The organism is Gordonia polyisoprenivorans NBRC 16320 = JCM 10675 (assembly GCF_000241325.1).
GTDB classification, from domain to species: Bacteria; Actinomycetota; Actinomycetes; order Mycobacteriales; family Mycobacteriaceae; genus Gordonia; species Gordonia polyisoprenivorans.
This window is the reverse complement of record NZ_BAEI01000004.1, coordinates 125,164-147,549: the sequence shown is the minus strand read 5'-3', so window position 1 is coordinate 147,549 and position 22,386 is coordinate 125,164. Positions and strand designations below refer to the sequence as shown.

Here is a 22,386-nt window from a genome sequence, read left to right as displayed (position 1 = left end):
ATCGGAGCGGGAGTTAGACGGCTTCGTCGTTAGGCCCCTCTGCTCTTCCTTGCGCCTTTCTTATCCTCCGCCTGCTGAGCACCTTCAGGCTGCACCGCACATGCCTTCGTGCCCTGGAAACCCGCGCTCGCCGAGATCTCGGCGCGCCTTGTCCTCAGTAAAACGTCGTGATGCAGAATCTGCTCTCGTCGGGTTCGAGTCTTAGCCCTATTTCGGCACGATATGAGGTGCGCCCAGCACGCTCAACCTCGATTAGTGTCGAGCACAGCAGATCTCCGTTATCAAGGAGACGTAGACCGTAAATGTAATGACCACGAATCCTTTCGAGGACGAGGGCACATAGTGCGTCGGCAGTGATACCATCCAGCCCCATGTTCTTCAGATTTGCGCCCTTAGCTCGTGTTAAGTAATTAAACTTGTCATCGGTGATCGAAACGGTGACCTCAGGCGCGGGCGCCCTGCCGTAGCAAGTATCGAGCGAGGTCAACATCAGCGCCTCGTTCTGACTAAATACACCGTCACTCGACCGCTGGATCTTGTACGCAAGGTACTGCCCGAACAGCAGGTCATACACGGACACCAGTCGAGCGTTACCAAGCTCCCAGATTCCTTCGTACTCGCCCGTTTTCGCTTCGAGCTCCTCGTAGTGTGAGGAGATATACGTCGATCCGACCTTGACGAGCTCCGCGGTGATCGTCCCGCTGAGCATATTCTTCAAAGGCGACTGCAAGGTCGTGTCAACGACACCGATGTAACCCGGTGCGCGCTTCAACTGAGTATCTATCGCGCTCAACGCTCCCGGACTAAGGTTCGACAGATGCACGCAATATATCTGCTCGCTTCCTACGACACCATCAAGACAGAGGTAGGGATAATTGGCGGCCAAATAATCGACGACACGCCGACGGTCCCTGCAGATCAGATCGCCGTGATGAATTGCCGTGTTCAACTTCCCCGGAAGAGCCGGAACGATAAACTTGCTCGCGCCGTACGCATAGTTGCCGTATTTCTCGGAGAGCATAAACGAATTGAACATCAGACACGCCTCACGCTTGTCCTGACGCGGGCAGAGTGCGTTACGCAACGTCTCGTACTTGATCCCGAGGTCGTCGAGCTGGGCAACCAACATGTCGAGGTTCTGCCAGATCTTCGCGTGCTTACCGTCTGGCGTCCATCCGTAGTAGCGTGAATACGCTTCGACGTAGATGTGATCCGTGTAGAACGTGTGCATCGTCTTCAGGACCTTCATCGGACGTCCTCCTCCTTCGACTCGCCTGAACCGTCAGTTGAAGCGAAAATCTCGATAGGTACTGCCAACGTTGAATCGCCGTCCGTCCTTGCGGCGCTGCAATAGCTCCGCAACGGTGTCGACGTCGTTCGGCCGCATCCCAAGCGCACGGCACTTCGCACGAACCCGCTCGACGGACACATCGACCCATCGATCAGGACGATTCATCATGTCTGCCTTGAGTTTGTCTTCCTCATTCCACTTGAGGCCGGTGGAGTAGCCAGCCGCCCAGGCTGCAATGCCCTCCAGAATCCCGTCGATTCCGTTTGGAAGCGGGGCAACATCCGTCACTGTGCTGTCGGCGCTGGGAGCGATCGTCTCGCCGGGGAGTAGGCGTACGGGGTTCGCGTCCTCGATCCACTCGGCAGTCTCCGGTTCACCCCACTCGACGACGACGAGCGCGTCAGCCTCAACGTCCCACAGGTCCTGTAGGTGCTTGCGGTCAGGCCACGCGTAGATCACCCGGTGGCCAGCAAATGCCGAACTTGACAGACCTCGCCACGAGACGTGGGTAACCCCCGGCCGACCGATGAGGCCTGACAGAACGCCACCGTGGACCTGCTTCTGCGGCGTGACGATGACGATCGATCCACCGGGTTGCTCCAGTAACCATTTCGCAGATCGAGCGACCTGCTGGTCGCGGGAGTCTGGCATCTTCAGTTGAGAGACCGCCACGGGGAAGTCGTAGTGAGCCGACGACATGATCGCTCCTTCGAAGTCGACATCTTCTTGCGTCGGACCGTACCCGGAGCCTCTGACAAGCCTGCCCTCCACGAGGCCGTAGGCGCGCCCAAGCGCGATTACCGAGCAGCGATCGCCGTCCAATCGGCTGAATCCATCCACTCCCGTATCGTGGGCCCACGGAGCGGATTCGCCGTCGACAACTGCGCGAAGAAGGGCGATCCTTCCCTCGGCCTACGCTTTCCGGTTTGAGCCTCCACCTCCCGAGCGTAGGTGACTATGGCGCCGTGGCGAGCTCTCGAGATCATGACGGATAGCACTCGTGCCTCTTCAGCCTGCAGTTCCGGTGTCTTCGCGCGAAAATCGGGGATCGCTCCGTCCTCGGCACCGATAATGATCGCCCAGTCGAACTGTTGTCCCTTACCAATATGACCAGTCAGAACGTGTATGCCGGGCATGGTAACGAGCGTCGACTCGTCACCAACTCGGATCCGCGAGCGAATGTCCTCGGGCGCCGCTCCCTCTCGCAACTGTTCGTAACACCAGCCAAGCGCGTCGACAACGCTTTCCCGGGTTGCTGCATCGGCTATGGTCTCAAGCCCTGATGCGACGCGAAGATACTCAACCCTATCGGCCGCAGCGTTGTACCCGTCGACGTCGAACTTGCTCAGCATGGCGCGGACTACCCGTGCAGTGTCGGTGTCAAGTACGCCGTCATCCCAGCGGAGGAATTCGACCCCAATCTCAGACAAGGCGCCTTCTACGAAGCGGCGGCGCGGGACGGTACGTGCCATGATTGCTATCCGGTGCCCCGATACCTGCCCTGCAATCCTATTCGCCAGGTTTGCCACTCGTTCCGCTTCCACCTCCGCAGTCGAGAACGCTGCGATAGCGAACAATCCGCCGTGCGGCCACGAGGCGGGGTCTGCAGAGGTGAGTTTCGTACCACCGGTCAGTGGAATCAGCGAGTTCACCGCTCCGAGCACTGCGGGCGACGATCTGTGGGACTCGGCGAACTCGACTATTTCCGAGCATTCCGCACGGATCACCGCCTGAATTGCGGTCGGGTTCGCGCCTGCAAACCCGTAGATGCCTTGCGCAAGGTCCCCACCGTATGTCGTGCGGGCGTAGCCTATTCGGTTAACGATGCGGAGCTGTTGCGGCGTCAGATCCTGGAACTCATCAACGATGACTGCGCCGAAATGAGAACGGTACAGCTCTGCGACCGGCTCGACTGAAAGAATGAGTTCTGCGACGCGAGGCAGATCGTCATAGGTCAACTGTTCGCTATCGATTCGATCTCGCTCAAGCTGCAACGCAGCCATTTCACGGTTCGTCGACAGGACCTCCTGCACCTCTGCATCATTGCGCATCTCCTGCTTCGCAATGCGGAGTGCATCCTTGACTCGATTCGAAACCGGGAAATCGAAGTTCCGCCGACGGCACTCGGTGGACACCCAATCACTCTCTGGAATTGCCAGGTCAGGTGACAAACCAATGACGTTCGCGTGCGCCTTGAAGATCCGTGCAGACAGACCGTGGAAGTTCACGACCGAGACATAGTTCCGCAATTGTCCGGTCCCCAGATATGACCGAAGTCGCTCGCGGATGTTGTCCCTCGCCCGATTCGAGAACGTGACGACCAGTACCTTCTGAGGCGCAACAATATCGTGTCTTTGCAGGAGCCCCTGGACGCGGAGTGCGAGCGCTTCCGTCTTTCCGCATCCGGCAGGTGCGATGACGAGCAGGTCGCGAGCAGTATGGTCTCGAATCTGAATTTGCGACGCAGTCGGTTCGAGCATCAGTTCGCGATCTCGTTCAGGAGTGACTCGACACTTGCGATCTTTCGCGCCGTGGTTTCTGTGAGGACCGGCGCCACCGACAGCGCGGCCCGTACCTTGAAGTCACTTTTCCGTCGACAAAACTCGGCGACGTCCGCGGCGGTTCGCATACCCCCCTCGCCGGTTGCTGCGCATGTCGACAGTTGATTCGGCGCGAAGTGTCCGCCGTTGGAAATTGCGTCCCAAACGACCTGCGGACCGAGCGCCTCGACGTACTCATCTTCCAGGTCTGCGTCCGACACCCACACGGAACGACCTGGCAAATCGTCGACAGAGACGCCGAACTTCTCAGCGGTTGCCTGCTCGGCATCCTTGTCGATAAGGAGGGACATGGGAATACCGAAGCCAGTGGCACCGAACAGCTTGTCAATGGGTGCCATCTCGTTCGCCCCGCGGGCTTCGAGCACGCAGGCTCCGAGACGATCAAGGTGACGATCCGTTAGCTCGGCGGCACGTTCTAAGATGATTCGATCGGATATCCCCTCGACGGCGATCACACGCTTTGCGGTAAGTGGCTCGAGCCGGTCGCGCACCCACCAGCGAACGAAGGTCTTCTCGTCGTCAGACATGAACCCTTCTTGGGGTTGCACCACATCTCCGCCCCTACGCACAACGACGATCGAATCGGGATCGAACGCACCCACAATGTCGGAGGAGTGGGTGGCGAGTACCTTCTGACTTGAGCTCGACCGAAGCAGCCGCGCCAGACTTCGCTGCGATGTGGGATGGAGGTGAATCTCCGGCTCGTCAATGCCGACGACATGAGCGCCTACCGTCATCAAGTCATAGAGTGCGATCGCGAACAGAGCGCGAGTTCCGTCGGACTGCTCCGATAGATCGTGACGCTCACCCTCCTTGGTGATCTGGAGCCGAACGTCGTTGAGCACATCCTCCGTGGCAGCAGCACCGGTTACAAACGCTAAGTCGCCGGCATCGAGTCGTGCAGGCAACGCCTTGGATAACTGTTCGGCAAGGCGACCACGAAGCGCTTCAAGCCGTTTCGAGCCGTCAAGCTGAACCTGAAACTGCTCAGCGACCGCAACGAATGCCCTCTGCTCATCGCCAAGCTCGATAGCTCGCAACAGGTCGTCGACGGCTGAGCGACGATCTTCACGGATGTCGCGCGTGGAAGCTGTGGCGCTGAGGAACTTCCACCCGAGGCCATCAAGCTGATCACGAGAGATCTGCCTTCCTGTGCCGCCGAACGGAGCGATCCGTTGGATCGTCAGCGAGCCCTTGTCATCGGCCTCCGCGCGAAGCTGGATGGTGAGCGACGTCGCGGAGGTCTGTGGGTCGACGTAGATCTCGTCCGGGAAGTACGCGCGCTCGTCCTGACCGAAGTCCGTGAGTTCGATTTCGATAACGAGCGGCTCACCGGGGTCACGAAAGTCGTCAACCGTAACGTTGGCATACAGCTGAGCCGCGTTCGCGCGAAGCGCGAGGTCGACTGCTCGGAGCAGTGACGACTTTCCGACGTCATTGGCTCCGACGAGCACGAGGTGCTCCCGGACCGCGATCTCGAAGTTCCGCAGGCGCCGATAGTTCTCGACGCGGATTCGCTGAAGCTTCATACCTACTTCCCGTCCGGGACCATCAGCCCACCGAACGCATCCCGTAGGGATTGTGGTGAGTCGCCCACGCGCTCGAGGTTGTCCCGCAGCGCGTCAGCCGCATTCAGCGCCTTCACTGGCCTGGTAATCCTATGCAACTGAACTTGCATCTTAAGCAGCGCTGTCTGGCCGAGTCGATTGCGGCTGGTTTTCGTCGAGGCCTGTGACTCAGCGCTAATCCCTGCCAACGATGAGGGTGAGTTCAGAACTTGCATCAGGTAGGCCAGCAGAACTGCGTCGTCATAGAGGCCGTCCTTCGGCGTGAAAATCGGGAACTTGTTAGACACGTATCCCGCATCGACGTCTTCAACCGACGATCGCGAAGGCTGCACAGAAGGCGGATACTTGCTTGTAGATCGGGCGTCCTTAACGACCGGCATGAGGTAACTCGTCTTGATTTCGGACTCGACTGTGATCGCGAACGAACGCACTTCCGCCCGACCACCGGGTACCGACCTCTCGGGTGGCCGTCGCGAGTGGCAGCTCGCGGACCACGCCGACCTGCACGTCGGATGGCGGGTGACACCCGACTCGCAAGCGGCAGCAGCAGAGAGCTGTATTCTCGCCGCGTTCTTCAAACACCACCGCCGTTTGCCGTTCGCCAACGCTCGGTTGCGAACCCGGTGGTCCAGCGATGGCCGACCCGAAACCTCTTGGGCCCACTCTGGCTCTGAGGCGGGCTACCCGGGAACGAGAAAACCCCCTCCGACGCAGGTCGGAGGGGGTTTCTGCTTGTGGAGCTAAGGGGACTCGAACCCCTGACCCCCACACTGCCAGTGTGGTGCGCTACCAGCTGCGCCATAGCCCCGTATTCTGTTCTCTCGCCCCTCGAAATGGGCACTGGCGAAGTTACACCATCGCGTGAACGGTAAACAAATCGCCTTGTCAGCGACGCGGTCTCGGAGGGCAGTGGTTCACTCGGTCTCCTTGGTCAGAATGGCCGTCAGCCACCCCGGGCCGTCGGTGATCCCGTTGACCGGCTCTCCGTTCAGCAACACCGTCGGGGTGCCCACTGCCGTGGTTTCCATGGCCTTTTCGAGTTGAGTGCGCGACTGTGCTGCAGCCTGCTTTGCCTCGGCGAGCTTGGCGCCGGTGGCGATGCACTGTTGCGTCGGGGGAGCGGCTCCCTGCGCGGCGGCGATTTGCGCCAGCTGGGCGTTGGAGTGGTCGGAGTCGCCGTTCTCCTTGGGCTGATCGACGAACAGCGCGGTGTGGAATCGGAAGAACAGCGCTGGGTCCTTGGCGTCACCGACACATTGCAGGGCTCCCGCGGCGCGTTCGGAGTAGTCACCCGACGCCGACCTCGAGTTGAGGAACGTCAGCATGTGATAGCGCACCCGGAGTTTGCCGGAATTGACGGCATCGATGATCGGCTGGCCGGACTGCTTCTCGAACTGCTGGCACACCGGGCAGAGGAAGTCCTCGAACACATCGATGGTGGTCGGGGCGGCGGGTTCACCCACGATCAGCGCGGCGTTCTCGTTGAGCACGGTGTCGCTGACCGGCCCCAGGTCCTTCTTGTTCGCGTTCCAGACGAAGCCGAGGATGACCAGCGCCGCCACTGCCACCACAGCGACGCCGACAAGTACATAGGTCGCCTTGCTGGAGGTCGACCGGGGCTGATGGCCGGACGGCGTCGACGTGGCGGATTTCCGCGACGACGCGGCCGAGGGCTTCGCGCGCGAGGCGTTCGAGGTCTTGCGCCGCTCAGTCACGCACTCGACTGTAACGGGTGGTCACCAACGAGCGAGCCGAGCGTTCGGCCAGGGCCGCGTCGAGCGTCGACAGGCGTCGCTGAACGGTGGCAGAGGGTTGGGTCAGTGAGCCGCTTCGAAAGCCTCGAGCACGTTGGCCGGAATACGGCCCCGGTCGCTGACCTCGAACCCGTTTTTGGTTGCCCACTTGCGGATGGCCTGCGTCTGCTCTTTGCTGCGGGTGCCCGCGCCGCTCGTGGCGCGCTTGGCGGCCGGCTTGCGGGCCGAACCCGCGGTGCGCGACACCTCGATGTATCGGGCCACCGCGTCGCGGAATTGCTGAGCGTGGCGAGCCGAGGTGTCGAACTCGTAATCCTTGCCGTCGATAGACCAACGAACGGTCTCGTATTCGTCGAGAATCTTGCCGTCGATGTCGTCGACGATCTCGACCGATTGAACCTTTGCCATGTGGACCTCCAGAGCCTTCACTTCTGCCCGCCCTGAATGACGGCTGCCGGGCGTCACCGAAATGTCGGCACTGCCCAGAATGTGGGGGGCGTAGCCGTATGGTAGCCGGAATCGAATAAGAGAAACCTGAAAGAATCTCTCACTCAACAGACGCCGAAAATCGGCGAAAAACGTGAAGGAATCCTCAGCTTGGAGGTGCGGGATTCGACGGTTCATCAGTGTCGGACGGAGTGCCGCCGGCGTCGGTGGAGTCAGTGTCGTCGAGCCCGAGCAGCGACTGCGGTGCGCGCTCGTTCGCGTAGATCTTGCGATAACCCGTTGAGGTGACCGCGAATCCGGTATCGGAGGTCGACTCGAGGCAATACGTGCCCGACGGGGAGACCAGACACTGGAATCGACCGACGGCAATCGTCGTCCCGAAGTCGACAATCGAACTGCGATAGAGCACCGGATACTCGTTGGAGCAGGCGCCGTGAGTGGGGCCGTCGGCGCTCAGGGTGATCAGGTTTGCTGCCCATTGACAGGTCGATGACTCCGATGCCGGGGGAGTGCCGTTCGCAGCTGCGTTGTTGATGCGGCATGCCAACGTGGCCCGCCCATTGGTGCCGGTGGAACAACTGAGGTTGCGGTCGGGGGTGGAGAAGTGAAATCCCGACGTTTCTTGCAGCGGATCCGTCGAGCCGGTGGCACCGTCGTGATAATTGGAATTATCGGCGCGTGGTGCGAGCGAGACCACTCGGCCGATACTCCAATCCGGTAATTCGGTGGCGGTGTTGGTGATCGAGGCGGTCGTCGTCGACGTGCTCGGAACATCGGACTCGGTGGTCAGCTGATCGGTCGGCGGCAGCACGATCTGGGACGGACCGTTGCCGCCCGACAGCGAGCATGCTGTCACTCCGGCGCCGAGGAGGACGATCCCGATCGCGGCCAGTGATATCGACACGCGGCGCGACCATCGCGATCCGTACCCTTGCACTGTGTCGACCCCCAAGATCGTCCTGTTCTACGTGTTCACCCCGTTGCCCGACCCTGAGGCGATCCGGCTGTGGCAGCAGGCCGTGTGTTCCTCTCTCGGGTTGCGCGGCAGGATCATCCTGTCACGGCACGGCATCAACAGCACCGTCGGCGGAGACCTCGCCGCAGTGAAACGGTACGTCAGGGCCACCCGCGAATACCCCCCGTTCGCCCAAGCCGACATCAAGTGGTCGGAGGGCGCCGGCGACGACTTCCCGCGGTTGTCGGTGCGCGTGCGACCGGAGATCGTCACCTTCGGCGCGCCTGAGGAACTGAAGGTCGACGAGTCCGGCGTGATCGGCGGCGGTGACCGGCTGACCCCCCGCGATCTGCATCAACTCGTCGAGCAGCGCGGCGACGACGTCGTCTTCCTCGACGGCCGCAACCGCATCGAATCGGAAATCGGCAGATTCGCCGGCGCGCTCACCCCGCCGGTGGAGACCACCCGCGACTTCGTGCCGCTGCTCGACAGCGGCGCCTACGACCACCTCAAGAACCGTCCGGTGGTCACCTACTGCACCGGCGGGGTGCGGTGCGAGGTGCTCACCGCGCTCATGCGCAACCGCGGCTTCGAGGAGGTCTATCAGCTCGATGGCGGGATCGTTCGCTACGGCGAGGAGTTCGGTGACGACGGACTCTGGCAGGGCTCGCTCTACGTGTTCGACAACCGGATGAACGTCGCGTTCTCCGACCATCCCGACGTGATCGCGGCCTGCGTCGAATGCGGATCGGCGACAAGCAATGTGGCCAACCATCCCGATCGGCTCGGTCGCGACCTCGCGGTCATCTGCGCCGACTGTCTCGCCGCCGCGGGTGTCACCGGGTCGGGTGATCCCTCACCGTCGGTGACGCCGCGATGAGCCGGGTAGGCGTTCCCGTCGTCGTGGTCGCCGGATTCCTCGGGTCGGGCAAGACGACGCTGCTCAATCACCTGCTGCGGGAGGGCGGTCGCGATGGTTCCGTCGGCGCGCGAATCGGGGTGTTGGTCAACGACTTCGGAGCGGTGAACATCGATGCCATGTTGGTCGCCGGGCAGGCCGACGGCGCAGTGAGCCTCGCCAACGGGTGCATGTGCTGCTCGGTCGACCGAGACGGACTCGACGCCGCGCTGTCGACTCTCCTGCGGCCGTCGACCCGTATCGACGCCATCGTCATCGAGGCCAGCGGCATCGCCGAACCACGAGCACTGATCCGCATGGTCACCGGCTCCGACGACCCCCGGATGCGGTACGGGGGACTGGTCTACGTCGTCGATGCGGCGATGTTCGCCCGCACCCGACACGAGCACCCGGAGATCGACCTGCACATCGCCGTCGCCGATCTGGTGGTGCTCAACAAGATCGACCTCGTCGAGCCCGAGGCACTCGACGACATCACGACGGTCCTGCGTGAGCTCAACCCGACCGCGGCACAGATCTCGGTGATCGACGCCCGGGTCGACCCGGCGATGCTGTTCGATCCGGTCGTCGCGCCGGATGCCGACGCACCGGACAGTGCCGGCGACGACACAGGACCGGTGCAGCTCACCCTCGATGCGTTGCTCCATGATCCCGGACGCAGTGACTCCGAGACCGTGGATTGCGGTACCGCCGACGAGCACGAGCACGACCACGAGCACGGGCCGGGGGCACACGGTCACCGACACCTGCACGACGAGTTCACCTCGGTCGAGTTCACCTCGACCGCGCCGATGGACCCGCGCCGGCTCGCGCGATTCCTCGAGCGGCCGCCGGTCGGTTGCTATCGGATCAAAGGAGTCGCGCACTTCGACCTGCCGGGGCATCGGCAGCGCCACATCGTGCACGGGGTCGGCGGCTTCGTCGAGGTGCGTCGCGACTCGTGGGCCGGCCAGGCCAGGCAGACCAGCATCGTCGCGATCGGAACGGGGATCGACCGTGACGAGGTCCTCAGCGTCTTGACCGCGGCCGTCGCCGACGACACCACCGCCGACGACGAGCACGGCATCCTGCACATCACCCGACACCTGCCCGCGCGCTGACCTGCGCCGACCCCGTGTCGTCAGGCTGGGCTGACCTCCGTGTCTCGATCCCGTGCCCGTCACGTCACAGCTGGCTAACGAATCCGATCAGCCCAGGTCACCGATTTCCGCATCTCACCCGCGACTGTTTGACTGTGTGAAAGCTGTGGCTATTGTGGCCAGTGTTGCTGCTTTGACTTGGGGTGGCGACGACCGAAACGACGACGCTGAGGATGTGCGAACATGTCGATCGCCCGGAGACGAGGCTCGCGAGCGCGACTCGCGATCACGGCTGCGGCCGTCGCCCTGCTGACGGGGTCGGCGGTGCTCACCGCCACCACCGGAAGTGCACCCGCATCGGCCGCACCGGCCACGGGCACCAGTCTTGCGGGCAAGACGATCTTCCTCGACCCCGGCCATCAGGGCGGCGCGGCCGGCCACGACCTGGCCAAGCAGGTTCCCGACGGACGCGGCGGCACCAAGGACTGCCAGACGACCGGCGCGACCGGGGTGAACGGCGTGGCCGAGCACACCGTCAACTGGGACGTCGCGCAGCTGGTGAAGGCCGGACTCGAGAGTCAGGGCGCGCGGGTGGTCCTGAGCCGACCCGACGACACCGGCTGGGGCGGATGCGTCGACGAGCGCGCTGCCGCGGCGAGCCGGTCGGGAGCGGCCATCGCGGTCAGCCTGCACGCGGATTCGACCACCACCGGTACGGATACGACCAAAAAGGGCTTCCACATGATCGTGCCGACGCTGCCGATCCCGGATGCGACGGTCAATCAGGTACAGGGCGGCGAAGGCCGCAAGGCGTCGACGATCATGCGTGACGCCTTCCTGAAGGCGGGCTTCCCGGCCGCCAATTACGCCGGGGTGAACGACGGAATCCAGACCCGCTCGGATATCGCGGCGGTGAACCTGACCAAGGTCCCGGCCGTCTTCATCGAAATGGGCAACCTTTCCAACCCGCAGGAAGCCGCCGCGTTGGCCGCCCGTGACGGTCAGGTCAAGTACTCGATGGCCATCACCGACGGGATCATCAACTACGTCAAGGGCTCTGCGGCCGCCACGATCCCCGGCGTCAGCAACCCCGGTGCCACCACACCCGGTACGACGACCCCGGGTGCCACGACGCCGGGAACGACGACCCCACAGTCGTCCGGTGACGACGATGAACTGTCGGCGGTCCTTCCGTTCATCCAGCAACTGCTCGGCACCAAGGATCCCGCGGAGATCATGCGGTTGATGCTCACCGAGGGGCAGGACGCGTCGGCGCAGGTGCTCAACGCCATGCTCGAGATCGTCTACGGCCTGTTCGACGGAAAGCTACCGATCGGCTGAGTGTCCTCGACAGTCGGATTAGGGTCGAGGTCATGTCATTACGCGATCTGATCAGAATGGACCCGCCGGTTCCCACCCTGCGCGGACGCCGGGTGTTGATCACCGGGGCGGCCAGCGGAATCGGCTTGGCCACGGCACTTGCCGCGGCACGTGATGGCGCCGAACTCGTGTTGACCGACCTGCACGCCGACAAGCTCGACGAGGCGGTGACCACCATCACCGAGGCCGGCGGGCACGTCGCCTTCCATTCCGCGGGCGACGTCTCCGACTACGAGTGGGTCCGCAGCTTTGCCCATGAGGTCGATTCCGAGGTCGGCGTGATGGACGTGGTGATGAACATCGCCGGTATCTCGGTCTGGGGCACCGTGGAGAACCTCGAGCACCGGCATTGGCGATCGGCCGTCGACGTCAACCTGATGGGTCCGATCCACATCATCGAATGCTTTGTGCCACAGATGGTTCGGCGGGGGCACGGCGGACATTTGGTGAATGTGTCGTCGGCTGCGGGACTGCTCGCCTTCCCCTGGCATGCCGCCTACAGCGCATCGAAGTTCGGTATCCGCGGGGTCTCGGAAGTTCTGCGATTCGACCTGCGTCGTCACCACATCGGGGTGTCACTGGTCTGCCCGGGTGCGGTCGCCACTCCCTTGGTCAACAGCGTCGAGATCGTTGGTATCGATCGCACGGACCCGCGGGTGGCCAAGCAGATCGATGCATTTCATCGCGTCTCGGTCACCCCCGACACCGCCGCCGCCGCGATCATCAAGGGGATCAAGAAGAATCGGTTCATGGTCTACACCTCCTTCGACATCCGGTTCGGGTATTGGTGGGCACGCAAGTTCGCGTTGCCCTACGAGATCGTCATGCGCATCGCCAACGATCGATTCGCACATCTCGCCCGGATCAGTGCGGTGTCGCGGACCGAGACCGTGCCGGCCGACCCGGATGCCGCGCGAGAGCGGTAACTCCTTGGACGAGAACGTCTTCCGCAAGACCCGCCGTGACGCCGACCCGGATTTCTTCGCGGCCGAGGCCGCCGGTCTACGGTGGCTGGCCGAGGCCGGAGCACCCGTCGTCGACGTCATCGCGGTGTGGGACAGCGGAATCGAGTTGCAGCGCTTGGACTCCGCCTTCCCCGACGCCGACGCCGCACGCGAGTTCGGCGCCGCTCTGGCGCGAATGCATGACGCGGGTGCCGACTCGTTCGGTGCGCCGCCCGCCGGATACCACGGACGACAGTTCATCGGCGAACGGCCGCTGAGTTCCCGCACCCACGCGAGTTGGGGCGCCTTCTACGCTGCCGAACGCGTCGAGCCCTACCTCGAACCCGCGCGCCGCGCCGGATATCTCACCGCCGACGACGAGGAACTGACCCGCTCGGCCTGTGCGGCCATCGCCGACGGAGTCTTCGACGACGACGAGCCACCGAGCCGGCTGCACGGGGACCTGTGGAGCGGCAACGTGATGTGGACACCCGACGGAGTGGTGATGATCGATCCGGCCGCTCACGGCGGTCACCGCGAGACCGACCTGGCGATGCTCGCGCTGTTCGGCTGTCCACAACTCGACGCCATCGTCTCCGCCTACGACCAGACCCACCCATTGGCGGCCGGGTGGCGCGACCGAATCCCGCTGCACCAACTGCATCCGCTGGCCGTCCACGCTGCAGGCCACGGACCCTCCTACGGGTCGGCGTTGGGGCGGGCGGCGCAGGCAACCCTCGCGCTCACCCGCTGAGAGGCTGACGGACAATCATCGGATGCACGCAGATTCCTCGTCGTCCGATACCGGGGTACTGGTCGTCTCCGCGACCCGGTCGGAGGCACGCCACATCCCCGACGGCACCCGGCTTCTGGTCACCGGCATCGGAAAGGTCGCCGCGTCGGTCGCGCTGACCCGAGAACTGAGCACCGGACCCGCGGTGACACGCATCGTCAACATCGGGACCGCCGGCGCGCTGCACGACCACCATCTGCCGGTCGGTCACGAGGGACTCTTCGTACCGTCGGCCGTCGTCGAACACGACATCAGCAGCACCGAGCTGCGGGCGATGGGGTATCCGATCGTCGACCGATGGGAGCTGCCGGACGGCGACGGCACCGTGCTTGCCACCGGCGACACCTTCGTCGCCGACCCGGTCCGCCGCGCCGAACTGGCCGCCGGCGCCGATCTCGTCGACATGGAGGGTGCGGCGATTGCCCATGTGGCGGCGGCGTTCGGGGTGCCCTGCCGGCTGGTGAAGGTGGTCACCGACGGCGCCGACGAAGGGGCGATGGACTGGCCGTCACTCGTCGACGAGGCGGCCCGCACGCTCGGGCGGTGGGTGTCCGAGCACCTTATTGCGTAGGAGGTACGTCGGCGCGACGTACCGAGGCGCCGGTCAGGAGCGGTTGCGTGAGCGCGTCGACTGATAGGCGGCGGCAGCGCCGGACTCGTACCGGTCGAGGTCCGCGGCCGCCGAGCGGGCGCGCGGGCGCGGTCGGTCGGCCTGATCCGCGGGGATGCGCGTGGTCTCCTCGGAGGTGACGGGGACCGGTCGTGCGGTGGGTCGGCCGGCATCGCCGGCACGACGACGCGGTGCCTCCGACGACTCGGTGGTCTTGCGGGCCGCGTCGCCGGCACGTGCTCGCCGGGGACGTGCCCGACCGGAGTCGTCGGCGGCGGTGGCTGCGGCGCCGACCACCGATGCGCTCGCGCGGGGCTTCGATGCGGTGCTGCGGGCGTCGGCGTCTTTCTGCCGGGCGGCGCGGCTGCTCGACGAGGTGCTCGTGGCAGCACGAGACGAACCCGTGCGCGCGGTCGCCGCGCGGCTGCTCGACGATGTGGCGGTCTCGGTCCGACGAGTGCGCGTGGCCTTGTCGCCCTCGGTGCGTGCGCCGGAGGCGCGTGTGCCCGCAGCGCGAGTGCTCTTGTTCGCGCGTCGTTTGGCCGGCGGCCGGTTGTTGCTCTTGCCGCCCCAGAGTTTCGCGTTCCAGCCCTCGGGCCGGGTCAGCAACCACCGGAGCAGAACCAGCACGAGCGTCACCACAAAGGTGATGGCCATCCACGGGAAGTTGGCGGCGATCGGTAGCAGCACCTTGAGTACCAAGGACTTGAGACCGGATGCGTTGCCGGCATTGAGGCTGTAGAGCGCCAGCACGCCGACGCAGAATGCGATCAGCGGCGGCTGGGCGGCCGCGGTGAACAATGCCCGGCGACGTACGGCGAGCGCGGCCAGGCAGCACCCGACCAGCAGGCAGAAATTGAACACCGCGCCGAGGTTGCCGTGATTCTTGGCGTCCATGATCGCGCCGATCGCGGTCAGCGCTGTCGCGATGAGGACGGCACCCCACCAGGGCACCCCACGGACGGTCGGCAGCACCGACTGCTGGTCCAGTGGCACCGCGGAAGAGCTTCGTTGCGGAAAGGGCACATGTAGACGGTACCGGGTGAAGCGCGATTTCCCGCCAACCGCCGGGTCATGTTGGCCGATCCGGCGACCCGATCGGGGCGCCATGTCCGTTCTGTGTGATGTGCGCGTCGAACTGCGCGATCGGGCTCGACCCGGCCCCGTGATCAGCCGTGCGGGTCTCGCGGACGGTGTCGTGAACCGTGCGGACCGTGGTGGGCTCGTCGAGATCGCCGAGCGCCTCCAGCGATGCCAGCCGGCGGGCGGTCACCCCGACCCGGGAATCCAGTGCTCCCACAGTGGAGTTGTAGGCATCGACCGCCCTGCGCAGCGACGTCCCGACCCGATCGAGATGGCCGAGTACCGAGTCGAGCCGATGATGCAGCTCGACGCCGAGCTCGTGGATCACCGCCGCGTCACGTGCCATCGCGTCGTGCCGCCAACCGAGCGCGACGGTGCGCAACAACGACACCAGACTCGACGGCGTGGTGAGCACCACATTCTTGGTGATGCCGAACTCGATGAGCGTGGGATCGGCGCGCACCGCCCACTCGAGCACCGCGTCGGCGGGCAAGAACAGAACGACCATCTCGGGGGTGTCGTCGAAGGCCGACCAATACGACTTCGCCGAGAGCGCGGTGATGTGCGCACGCACCGCCCGGGCATGGTCGGAGAGCAGGTCGCGCCGCATCTGCGGGTCCTCGCAGTCCGCGGCCTGCAGATACGCCTGCAGGGGCACCTTGGCATCGACGACGATGTCGCGGCCACCAGCCAGGTGCACCACCATGTCGGGGCGGACCGACCCGGCCTCCGAACTCGCCGACACCTGGGTGCTGAAGTCGCAGTGGCGGGTCATCCCGGCGAGTTCGACGACCCGCTCGAGCTGGACCTCACCCCACCGGCCCCGCAGATGCGGGGTGTGTAGTGCGTTGGTCAGCGCCCGGGTCTGATCGGAGAGCCGCGTCGACATCATCTGCATGCCCCGTACCTGCTCGGACAGGCCGGCGTAGGCACTCGTGCGGTCGCGTTCCACACGTCGTAGTTCGTCGGCCATCTGTCCGACCAGCGTGTGCAGTGGATCGACGATGTGACTGAGCTCGGCGCCGATCGCGTTCGACTGCCGCCGCGCTGCGTCTTCGGAGGCCGCGGCGAGCGATCGTCCGACCAGGTCCTGGGAGGACCGCAGCGCCGCGGTCTCGGCGCGTGCGGCGGCGACGGCGCCGGCCGACCGGCTCGTGCACGCGAGCCAACCGATTGCGACGCCGAGCACGATGCCGACGGTGAATGCGAGCACGATGCCGATCATGTCGGTGATCTTGCCGGCGACCACCGACAGAATCGGTTCGCCGCCCGCGATGCGGTCGTTCAGCCCGCGTCGGGGAGGGGTACCTCCTGGTCGGGCGTCTCCCGGTCGAGCAGCGACCGCTTGATGTCCAGTCCGTAACGGAATCCGCCAAGGCTGCCGTCGCGCCGCAGCACACGGTGGCACGGCACGAACAGTGCCGCGGCGTTGCGCGCGCAGGCCGAGGCTGCGGCCCGGATGGCGGCCGGTTCGCCGGCACGCTCGGCCAATTCGGTGTAGGTCACCGCGGTGCCCGCGGTGACCCCACGCAATGCGGCCCAAGCCTTTTCGATGAACGGACCCGATCGTTGGACAACCGGTTGGGCCGCGGCCGGACCGAAGTCGTCGGCGTAGTAGGCCTCGACGGCCTCGGTGATCGTGGTCAATTCCGGTGTGCGGCCGAGCTCTGCGGGACCGCGCAGATCGTGTGGCCGCAGGTCGCGGTGCACGAGTGCGACCAGATATTCGGGGGTGTCGGTCCACCCCGATGCCAGGATGATGCCGTCGGTGTCGGTGACGACGGTGAATGCGCCATCCGGCGTCGAGACCGTCGTCCACAGGCCGGAGCCGTCCTTGGGGGTGGAAATGGTTGGGGTGGAGGGTGTTTCGAGGGTGTCGGTCATGCGGATGCTCCTAGGTGGTCGTGTCTGCGGTAGTGGTGGGCGGGGTACTGGCGTCTGAGGGGATGAGCCGATGGCGCCACAGGTGCATGGAGGCGTAGGAACGCCACGGTGCCCACTGGGCGGTGTCGTCGAGGTCGATGGCGAGATCGCGGGCGGCGTGGCGAACGACGAGGTCGTGCCGGAGGAGGACGTCGGGGTCACCGGTCACCTGCATCGTGACGTAGTCGGCGGTCCACGGCCCCACTCCGGGCAGGGCGAGTAATTGTGCATGAAGATCGGACGCATCGACCCCCATGTGTGGTTCCACCGAATGTTCGGCAATCGCCTGTGCCGCGCCGACGATCGCCGAGATCCGGCGGGCGGGCCCGGTCAGGATCGTGCTGCCGCGTTCGGCGATGGCGGCGGCCGTCGGGAACTGTCGCCACGATCGCGCACCGTCGTCGCCCCCGTCATCGCCGGCCGCCGTCGGCCAGTCTGTCGGCTCACCGAGGGCGTCGACCAGCCGCGTCACGTGCCGCCGCGCCGCGGCGACGCTGATCTGCTGGCCGATCATGGTGCGGATGAGTGACTCGCCGCCGTCGATGCTTCCGGGTACCCGAACCCCCGGTGCGACGCCGACGACCGGGCCGAGGGCCGGATCGGTGGACAGGGCGTCGGTTGCGGCCACGATGTCGGCGTCGAGGTCGAACAACCGGCGCAGTCGATTCACCGCGGCACTCAGGTCCCGGAGGTCCAGATGCTCGAGTCGCACGCGCAGGAATCCGTCGCCGGGCGTCGTCTCCGCCAGCGCCGGCCCGTGCGGAAGGGTCAACACGCGCTGATGAATCCACTGCCGATCGGCGTCGGGTCGATACCGCTCGACGCCGTCGACCGAGTGCGCGGCGAGATACCACCCGAACCAGGAGGTGTCGAACGGTTCGCGGTATGCCAGGCGCAGCGTGATCGCCGACGATCGCTCGCCTCTACCGGTGGCCGCGGATGCTGCGGTCGGGGTGTCGATGTCACTGCGGGAGTTGGCCCGTCGCAGCGAGCGCAGCGCGCGCGGGGTCAGGCCGAACACCTCGCGGATGGTGTCGTTGTACTGACGCACGCTGGTGAACCCGGCCGCGAAGGCGATGTCGGACATCGGTAGATCGGTGCACTGGATAAGGATTCGCGCGCTGGTCGCGCGATGCGCCCGGGCCAGGGCGAGCGGGCCGGCACCGAGTTCGGTGGTCAGCACCCGTGTCAGATGCCGTGTCGAATACCCGAGTTGTCCGGCGAGACCACCGACCCCCTCGCGTTCGATGACCCCGTCGGTGATGAGCCGCATCGCCCGTGAGGAGAGATCCTTGTTGAGATTCCAGCGCGGTGAACCGGGAACCGCGTCCGGCAGGCAGCGCCGGCAGGCACGGAATCCACCCGCCTGCGCGCCGGCCGCGGTCGCGACGAAGGCGACGTTCTCGGGTCGCGGGGTCTGCGCCGGGCACGACGGCCGGCAATAGATTCCGGTGGTGCGCACGGTGGCGAAGAACTGGCCGTCGAAACGCGCATCCCGAGCCTGCAGCGCGCGGTAACACCCCTCGAAATCGAGCCCCGTCGACGCCCGGGCCGGGTCGGCGCCGGTCGTCGTCGAGGACTGGGGTCGCGCGTCGGTGGAAGCGGTCATGGCTCCACCCTCTCACCGCCCGGCGGCCTTTTCTGGCGGGAATCGGCCATCGCTTCACCGGACCGGCGACACTCGGTCGCCCAGGTTCGGCAATTGAGTGACGTAGCTAACACTTCGTGCCACGATGTCTGCATGAGCACGCAGTTCGACGGCCCTCGACAGCGAGGTCAGGAGCCGGAGACCCCGCTCGCGCAGTTACCCGACTGGGGACTCGACATCATGCGCGGGTTGTACGGACCGGACACCATCGATGCCGAATGCGCCCGTCAGCGCAGGACACGGACACATCTCGCGGGCGCCGACTCGATCGAGACCGACGATCCGGTGCGTCCGCTGTCGCCGCTGGAGGCGGAGTTGGTCGCGGCCGATGCGCTCGGTGCGCTGGTGCTGCGCTTCCTGCGTCGTCGCTGACCCGCTTCGCTCGGAGTCACTGATCCATTGCCCTGAGAAGGGCGAGCCCTCGCCGCGCCGCCCTCGGTCGGAGGTCTCGTCGCAGTGGTGTGTGAGGATCGTGGCGTGACCGATTCTGACGATTCGTCGCCGCTGCCCGTCCCCGGTGCGAACGGCCCCTCGAGAATGCAGGTGTTCCTGAGTGGCCTGCGGTCGACCTCGATCGTCGGGTTGCAGTTCATCCTGGTGGTCGGCGCCCTCTGGGTGGTGATGTGGGTGGTCGGTGAGGTCTGGGTGATCCTGCTCCCGGTCCTCCTCGCGATCATCGCGTGCACGTTGCTGTGGCCGCCGGTGCGCTGGCTGCGGGGACACGGGGTGCCGCCCGCCGGGGCCTCCCTGCTGATGATGCTCGTCGCGGTGGGCCTGCTCGGCGGGGTGATCGGGCTGATCGTGCCCTCGATCGTCGATCAATCGCCGGAGCTCGCCGACCGCACCGTCAGCGGTGTCCACAAACTCCAGGACTGGGTCCAGGGTCCGCCGCTGAATCTCGGCGATGAGCAGATCGACGGCCTGGTGTCGGCGATCACCCAACGTGTGCAATCCAGTGCCAGCACCATTGCGGCCGGGGTGTTCAGCGGTATCGGCACCGCGACGTCGGTGCTGATCACCCTGTTCACGACGCTCATCCTGGTGTTCTTCTTCCTCAAGGACGGCCCGCGCTTTGTTCCGTGGTTGCAGCGCACGATCGGGCATCCGGCGGGTGCGCACCTCGGCGAGGTGCTGTCACGGATGTGGAACTCGTTGGGCGGCTTCATCCGGACGCAGGCGATCGTCAGCTTCGTCGACGCCTCGCTCATCGGTGCGGGACTGTTCATCCTGCAGGTCCCCCTGGCGGGGGTGTTGGTGGTGATCACCTTCCTCGGTGGCTTCATCCCGATCGTCGGTGCCTTCGTCGCGGGCGCGCTCGCGGTGCTCATCGCGCTGGTGTCCAACGGACTCACCACGGCGCTGATCGTCCTCGGCATCATCCTCGCCGTACAGCAACTCGAGGGAAATGTGTTGCAACCGTGGCTGCAGTCCAAGTCGATGGACCTGCACGCGGCGATCGTGTTGCTCGCGGTCACTCTGGGCGGCAGCCTGTTCGGGATCATCGGCGCATTCCTCGCGGTGCCTGCCGCGGCGACCATCGCCGTCATCCTGCGGTACCTCAACGAGCAGATCGCGATCCGGGTGGGGGAGAAGCCGCCACCTCTCGACGAGGCATCCGACGACGGCGGACCGGGTGTGGGAGCCAATGAGGACTCGGAGGACGCCGAGGACACCGGCGGGGCGGTGCCGGGCACCGCCTGAGTCCGTCACCGGCCTCTGTGTGCCGAGAGCTGCCCGATAGACTGGGCGCCCGTGAGTCTCACCCTCGGTATCGTCGGACTGCCCAACGTCGGCAAGTCCACCCTGTTCAACGCGTTGACCCGCAACGATGTGCTCGCCGCGAACTACCCGTTCGCCACCATCGAGCCCAATATCGGCGTCGTCGAGCTCCCGGACACACGGCTCGACCGTCTCGCCGAGATCTTCGGCAGTGAACGCATCCTGCCCGCGACCGTGTCGTTCGTCGACATCGCCGGCATCGTCAAGGGCGCGTCGGAGGGTGAGGGCATGGGCAACCAGTTCCTGGCCAACATCCGCGAGGCCGACGCGATCTGTCAGGTGGTGCGCGTGTTCGCCGACGACGACGTCGTGCACGTCGACGGTCGGGTGGATCCGCTCGCAGACATCGGGGTCATCGAGACCGAGCTGATCCTCGCCGACCTCCAGACCTTGGAGAAGGCGATTCCGCGGCTGGAGAAGGAAGCCCGCAAGAACAAGGACACCGCCGAGGTGCTCGCCGCCGCGCAGAAGGCGCAGGAGATCCTGAACAGTGGCACAACACTGTTCGCGCAGAATGATTCGTTCGACCTGTCGTCGGTGCGCGAACTGCATCTGATGACCGCCAAGCCGTTCCTCTACGTCTTCAACGCCGACGAGTCGGTGCTGACCGACGACGCGCGCAAGGCGGAGCTGAAAGCCGCTGTGGCACCAGCGGATGCGGTCTTCCTCGACGCCAAGGTGGAAAGCGAACTCCTCGAACTCGACGAGTCCGACGCGCAGGAACTCCTCGACTCCATCGGGCAGGACGAGCCCGGCCTGCGGTCGCTCGCGCGTGCCGGATTCCACACCCTGGGCCTGCAGACCTACCTCACCGCCGGCCCGAAAGAGTCGCGCGCGTGGACGATTCACAAGGGCGACACCGCGCCCCAGGCCGCAGGCGTGATCCACACCGACTTCCAGAAGGGCTTCATCAAAGCCGAGATCGTCTCCTTCGACGACCTCGACGCCGCCGGCTCGATGGCCGCAGCCAAAGCCGCGGGCAAGGTGCGCATGGAAGGCAAGGACTACGTGATGGCCGACGGGGATGTGGTGGAGTTCCGCTTCAACGTGTAAAGGGTCTACCCGTTGTCGGGCAGGTACTTCGATCGTGCGGATGGATTGGCGGACGGGTGAGTTGACCTCACCCGGCCGTACCATCGGAGCGGTGGATGGCACTCATCGGACCCAGGAGATCTATTTCGCGGGCGGCTGTCTTTGGGGCGTGCAGGCCTTCATCGCGACGTTGCCGGGGGTGACGTTCACCGAGGCCGGACGGGCCAACGGCACGAGCGAATCGCTCGACGGCGACTACGACGGCTACGCCGAATGCGTACGGACCCGTTTCGATCCAACCGTCGTGGGCGTCAAGCAGCTGATGGCATATTTCTTCGAGATCATCGACCCCTACAGTGTGAACAGGCAAGGGCCCGACGTCGGCGAGAAGTACCGCACCGGCGTCTACTCCGAGAATCCGGCGCACCGGGAGCAAGCCCGAAACTTCATCGCCGCCACAGGGGACGCTGATCGTGTCGCCGTTGAAGTACTGCCACTCGCCAACTACGTGAGAAGCGCTGACGAACACCAGCACAGGCTCGCCCGATGTCCTGAGGACTCCTGTCACCTCCCCAACGAACTGCTGACCAAGTACGCGACTCGCGTGTGAAGGTCATACT

Annotated in this window: 22 protein-coding genes and 1 tRNA gene; 10 read left to right on the top strand and 13 right to left on the bottom strand. The window is 65.1% G+C overall.

Features of this window, described 5'->3' with window-relative positions; all coding sequences use genetic code 11:
* Nucleotides 1-154 precede the first annotated feature (154 nt).
* The 9 genes from GOPIP_RS01540 to GOPIP_RS01500 form a co-directional block, all read right to left on the bottom strand.
* Nucleotides 155-1,249 (bottom strand): hypothetical protein, encoded by a 1,095-nt coding sequence (locus GOPIP_RS01540; RefSeq protein ID WP_006367734.1) that lies wholly within the window; start codon nucleotides 1,247-1,249, stop codon nucleotides 155-157.
* 33 nt (nucleotides 1,250-1,282) lie between these two features.
* The gene (locus GOPIP_RS01535) at nucleotides 1,283-1,990 is read right to left on the bottom strand and encodes a hypothetical protein (RefSeq protein WP_006367733.1); all 708 of its coding nucleotides are present in this window, start codon (nucleotides 1,988-1,990) and stop codon (nucleotides 1,283-1,285) included.
* Between the two features lie 98 nt (nucleotides 1,991-2,088).
* Nucleotides 2,089-3,771 carry a UvrD-helicase domain-containing protein gene (locus GOPIP_RS01530; RefSeq protein WP_006367732.1) on the bottom strand — a complete coding sequence of 561 codons (1,683 nt, stop codon included), beginning with the start codon at nucleotides 3,769-3,771 and terminating at the stop codon, nucleotides 2,089-2,091.
* Nucleotides 3,771-5,381, bottom strand: coding sequence for an ATP-dependent nuclease (locus GOPIP_RS01525; protein WP_006367731.1), 1,611 nt, complete (start codon nucleotides 5,379-5,381; stop codon nucleotides 3,771-3,773). Before GOPIP_RS01525 ends, GOPIP_RS01530 begins: the two co-directional genes overlap by 1 nt.
* 2 nt (nucleotides 5,382-5,383) lie before the next feature.
* On the bottom strand, nucleotides 5,384-5,851 hold the full coding sequence (locus GOPIP_RS01520; protein ID WP_006367730.1) for a restriction endonuclease subunit S domain-containing protein: 468 nt from the start codon (nucleotides 5,849-5,851) through the stop codon (nucleotides 5,384-5,386).
* Nucleotides 5,852-6,155: 304 nt separating this feature from the next.
* Nucleotides 6,156-6,228 (bottom strand) — tRNA-Ala (locus GOPIP_RS01515).
* A 106-nt stretch (nucleotides 6,229-6,334) separates the two neighbouring features.
* Nucleotides 6,335-7,135, bottom strand: coding sequence for a DsbA family protein (locus GOPIP_RS01510; protein WP_238534722.1), 801 nt, complete (start codon nucleotides 7,133-7,135; stop codon nucleotides 6,335-6,337).
* A gap of 102 nt (nucleotides 7,136-7,237) precedes the next feature.
* Nucleotides 7,238-7,582, bottom strand: coding sequence for a histone-like nucleoid-structuring protein Lsr2 (locus GOPIP_RS01505; RefSeq protein ID WP_006367728.1), 345 nt, complete (start codon nucleotides 7,580-7,582; stop codon nucleotides 7,238-7,240).
* Between the two features lie 184 nt (nucleotides 7,583-7,766).
* A complete protein-coding gene (locus GOPIP_RS01500) occupies nucleotides 7,767-8,525 on the bottom strand; it encodes a hypothetical protein (RefSeq protein WP_014360695.1) in 759 nt (252 codons plus the stop codon).
* Between the two features lie 34 nt (nucleotides 8,526-8,559).
* Between GOPIP_RS01500 and trhO the strand changes: the two genes are divergently transcribed.
* From trhO to GOPIP_RS01470, 6 genes are all read left to right on the top strand, one after another.
* Entirely contained in the window at nucleotides 8,560-9,456 is an 897-nt protein-coding gene (gene trhO, locus GOPIP_RS01495; protein ID WP_006367726.1) for an oxygen-dependent tRNA uridine(34) hydroxylase TrhO, read from the top strand.
* Complete coding sequence (locus GOPIP_RS01490) at nucleotides 9,453-10,595, top strand: CobW family GTP-binding protein (protein ID WP_006367725.1); 1,143 nt, start codon at nucleotides 9,453-9,455, stop codon at nucleotides 10,593-10,595. Before trhO ends, GOPIP_RS01490 begins: the two co-directional genes overlap by 4 nt.
* A 222-nt stretch (nucleotides 10,596-10,817) precedes the next feature.
* Complete coding sequence (locus GOPIP_RS01485) at nucleotides 10,818-11,915, top strand: N-acetylmuramoyl-L-alanine amidase (RefSeq protein WP_006367724.1); 1,098 nt, start codon at nucleotides 10,818-10,820, stop codon at nucleotides 11,913-11,915.
* A 32-nt stretch (nucleotides 11,916-11,947) separates the two neighbouring features.
* Nucleotides 11,948-12,880 carry an SDR family oxidoreductase gene (locus GOPIP_RS01480; RefSeq protein ID WP_035726837.1) on the top strand — a complete coding sequence of 311 codons (933 nt, stop codon included), beginning with the start codon at nucleotides 11,948-11,950 and terminating at the stop codon, nucleotides 12,878-12,880.
* Nucleotides 12,861-13,652, top strand: coding sequence for a fructosamine kinase family protein (locus GOPIP_RS01475; RefSeq protein WP_238534721.1), 792 nt, complete (start codon nucleotides 12,861-12,863; stop codon nucleotides 13,650-13,652). Before GOPIP_RS01480 ends, GOPIP_RS01475 begins: the two co-directional genes overlap by 20 nt.
* A gap of 22 nt (nucleotides 13,653-13,674) precedes the next feature.
* On the top strand, nucleotides 13,675-14,262 hold the full coding sequence (locus GOPIP_RS01470; protein WP_006367721.1) for a nucleosidase: 588 nt from the start codon (nucleotides 13,675-13,677) through the stop codon (nucleotides 14,260-14,262).
* Nucleotides 14,263-14,295: 33 nt separating this feature from the next.
* Here GOPIP_RS01470 and GOPIP_RS01465 read toward each other — a convergent pair whose 3' ends face one another.
* The 4 genes from GOPIP_RS01465 to GOPIP_RS01450 form a co-directional block, all read right to left on the bottom strand.
* A complete protein-coding gene (locus GOPIP_RS01465) occupies nucleotides 14,296-15,297 on the bottom strand; it encodes a DUF6542 domain-containing protein (RefSeq protein WP_006367720.1) in 1,002 nt (333 codons plus the stop codon).
* 76 nt (nucleotides 15,298-15,373) lie between these two features.
* Entirely contained in the window at nucleotides 15,374-16,609 is a 1,236-nt protein-coding gene (locus GOPIP_RS01460; RefSeq protein ID WP_210739616.1) for a DNA recombination protein RmuC, read from the bottom strand.
* 59 nt (nucleotides 16,610-16,668) lie between these two features.
* Nucleotides 16,669-17,268: a methylated-DNA--[protein]-cysteine S-methyltransferase gene (locus GOPIP_RS01455; protein ID WP_006367718.1), complete on the bottom strand. Its 600-nt coding sequence runs from the start codon at nucleotides 17,266-17,268 to the stop codon at nucleotides 16,669-16,671.
* A 10-nt stretch (nucleotides 17,269-17,278) separates the two neighbouring features.
* Complete coding sequence (locus GOPIP_RS01450) at nucleotides 17,279-18,916, bottom strand: DNA-3-methyladenine glycosylase 2 family protein (RefSeq protein ID WP_006367717.1); 1,638 nt, start codon at nucleotides 18,914-18,916, stop codon at nucleotides 17,279-17,281.
* Nucleotides 18,917-19,048: 132 nt separating this feature from the next.
* On the opposite strand from GOPIP_RS01450, the gene GOPIP_RS01445 reads away from it, so the two are divergent.
* The 4 genes from GOPIP_RS01445 (at nucleotide 19,049) to GOPIP_RS01430 (ending at nucleotide 22,376) form a co-directional block, all read left to right on the top strand.
* Entirely contained in the window at nucleotides 19,049-19,327 is a 279-nt protein-coding gene (locus GOPIP_RS01445) for a hypothetical protein (RefSeq protein ID WP_006367716.1), read from the top strand.
* 165 nt (nucleotides 19,328-19,492) lie between these two features.
* Entirely contained in the window at nucleotides 19,493-20,656 is a 1,164-nt protein-coding gene (locus GOPIP_RS01440) for an AI-2E family transporter (protein ID WP_231386950.1), read from the top strand.
* A gap of 51 nt (nucleotides 20,657-20,707) precedes the next feature.
* Nucleotides 20,708-21,787: a redox-regulated ATPase YchF gene (gene ychF / locus GOPIP_RS01435; RefSeq protein ID WP_006367714.1), complete on the top strand. Its 1,080-nt coding sequence runs from the start codon at nucleotides 20,708-20,710 to the stop codon at nucleotides 21,785-21,787.
* A 34-nt stretch (nucleotides 21,788-21,821) separates the two neighbouring features.
* The gene (locus tag GOPIP_RS01430; RefSeq protein WP_035726833.1) at nucleotides 21,822-22,376 is read left to right on the top strand and encodes a peptide-methionine (S)-S-oxide reductase; all 555 of its coding nucleotides are present in this window, start codon (nucleotides 21,822-21,824) and stop codon (nucleotides 22,374-22,376) included.
* The last annotated feature ends 10 nt before the right edge of the window (nucleotides 22,377-22,386 follow it).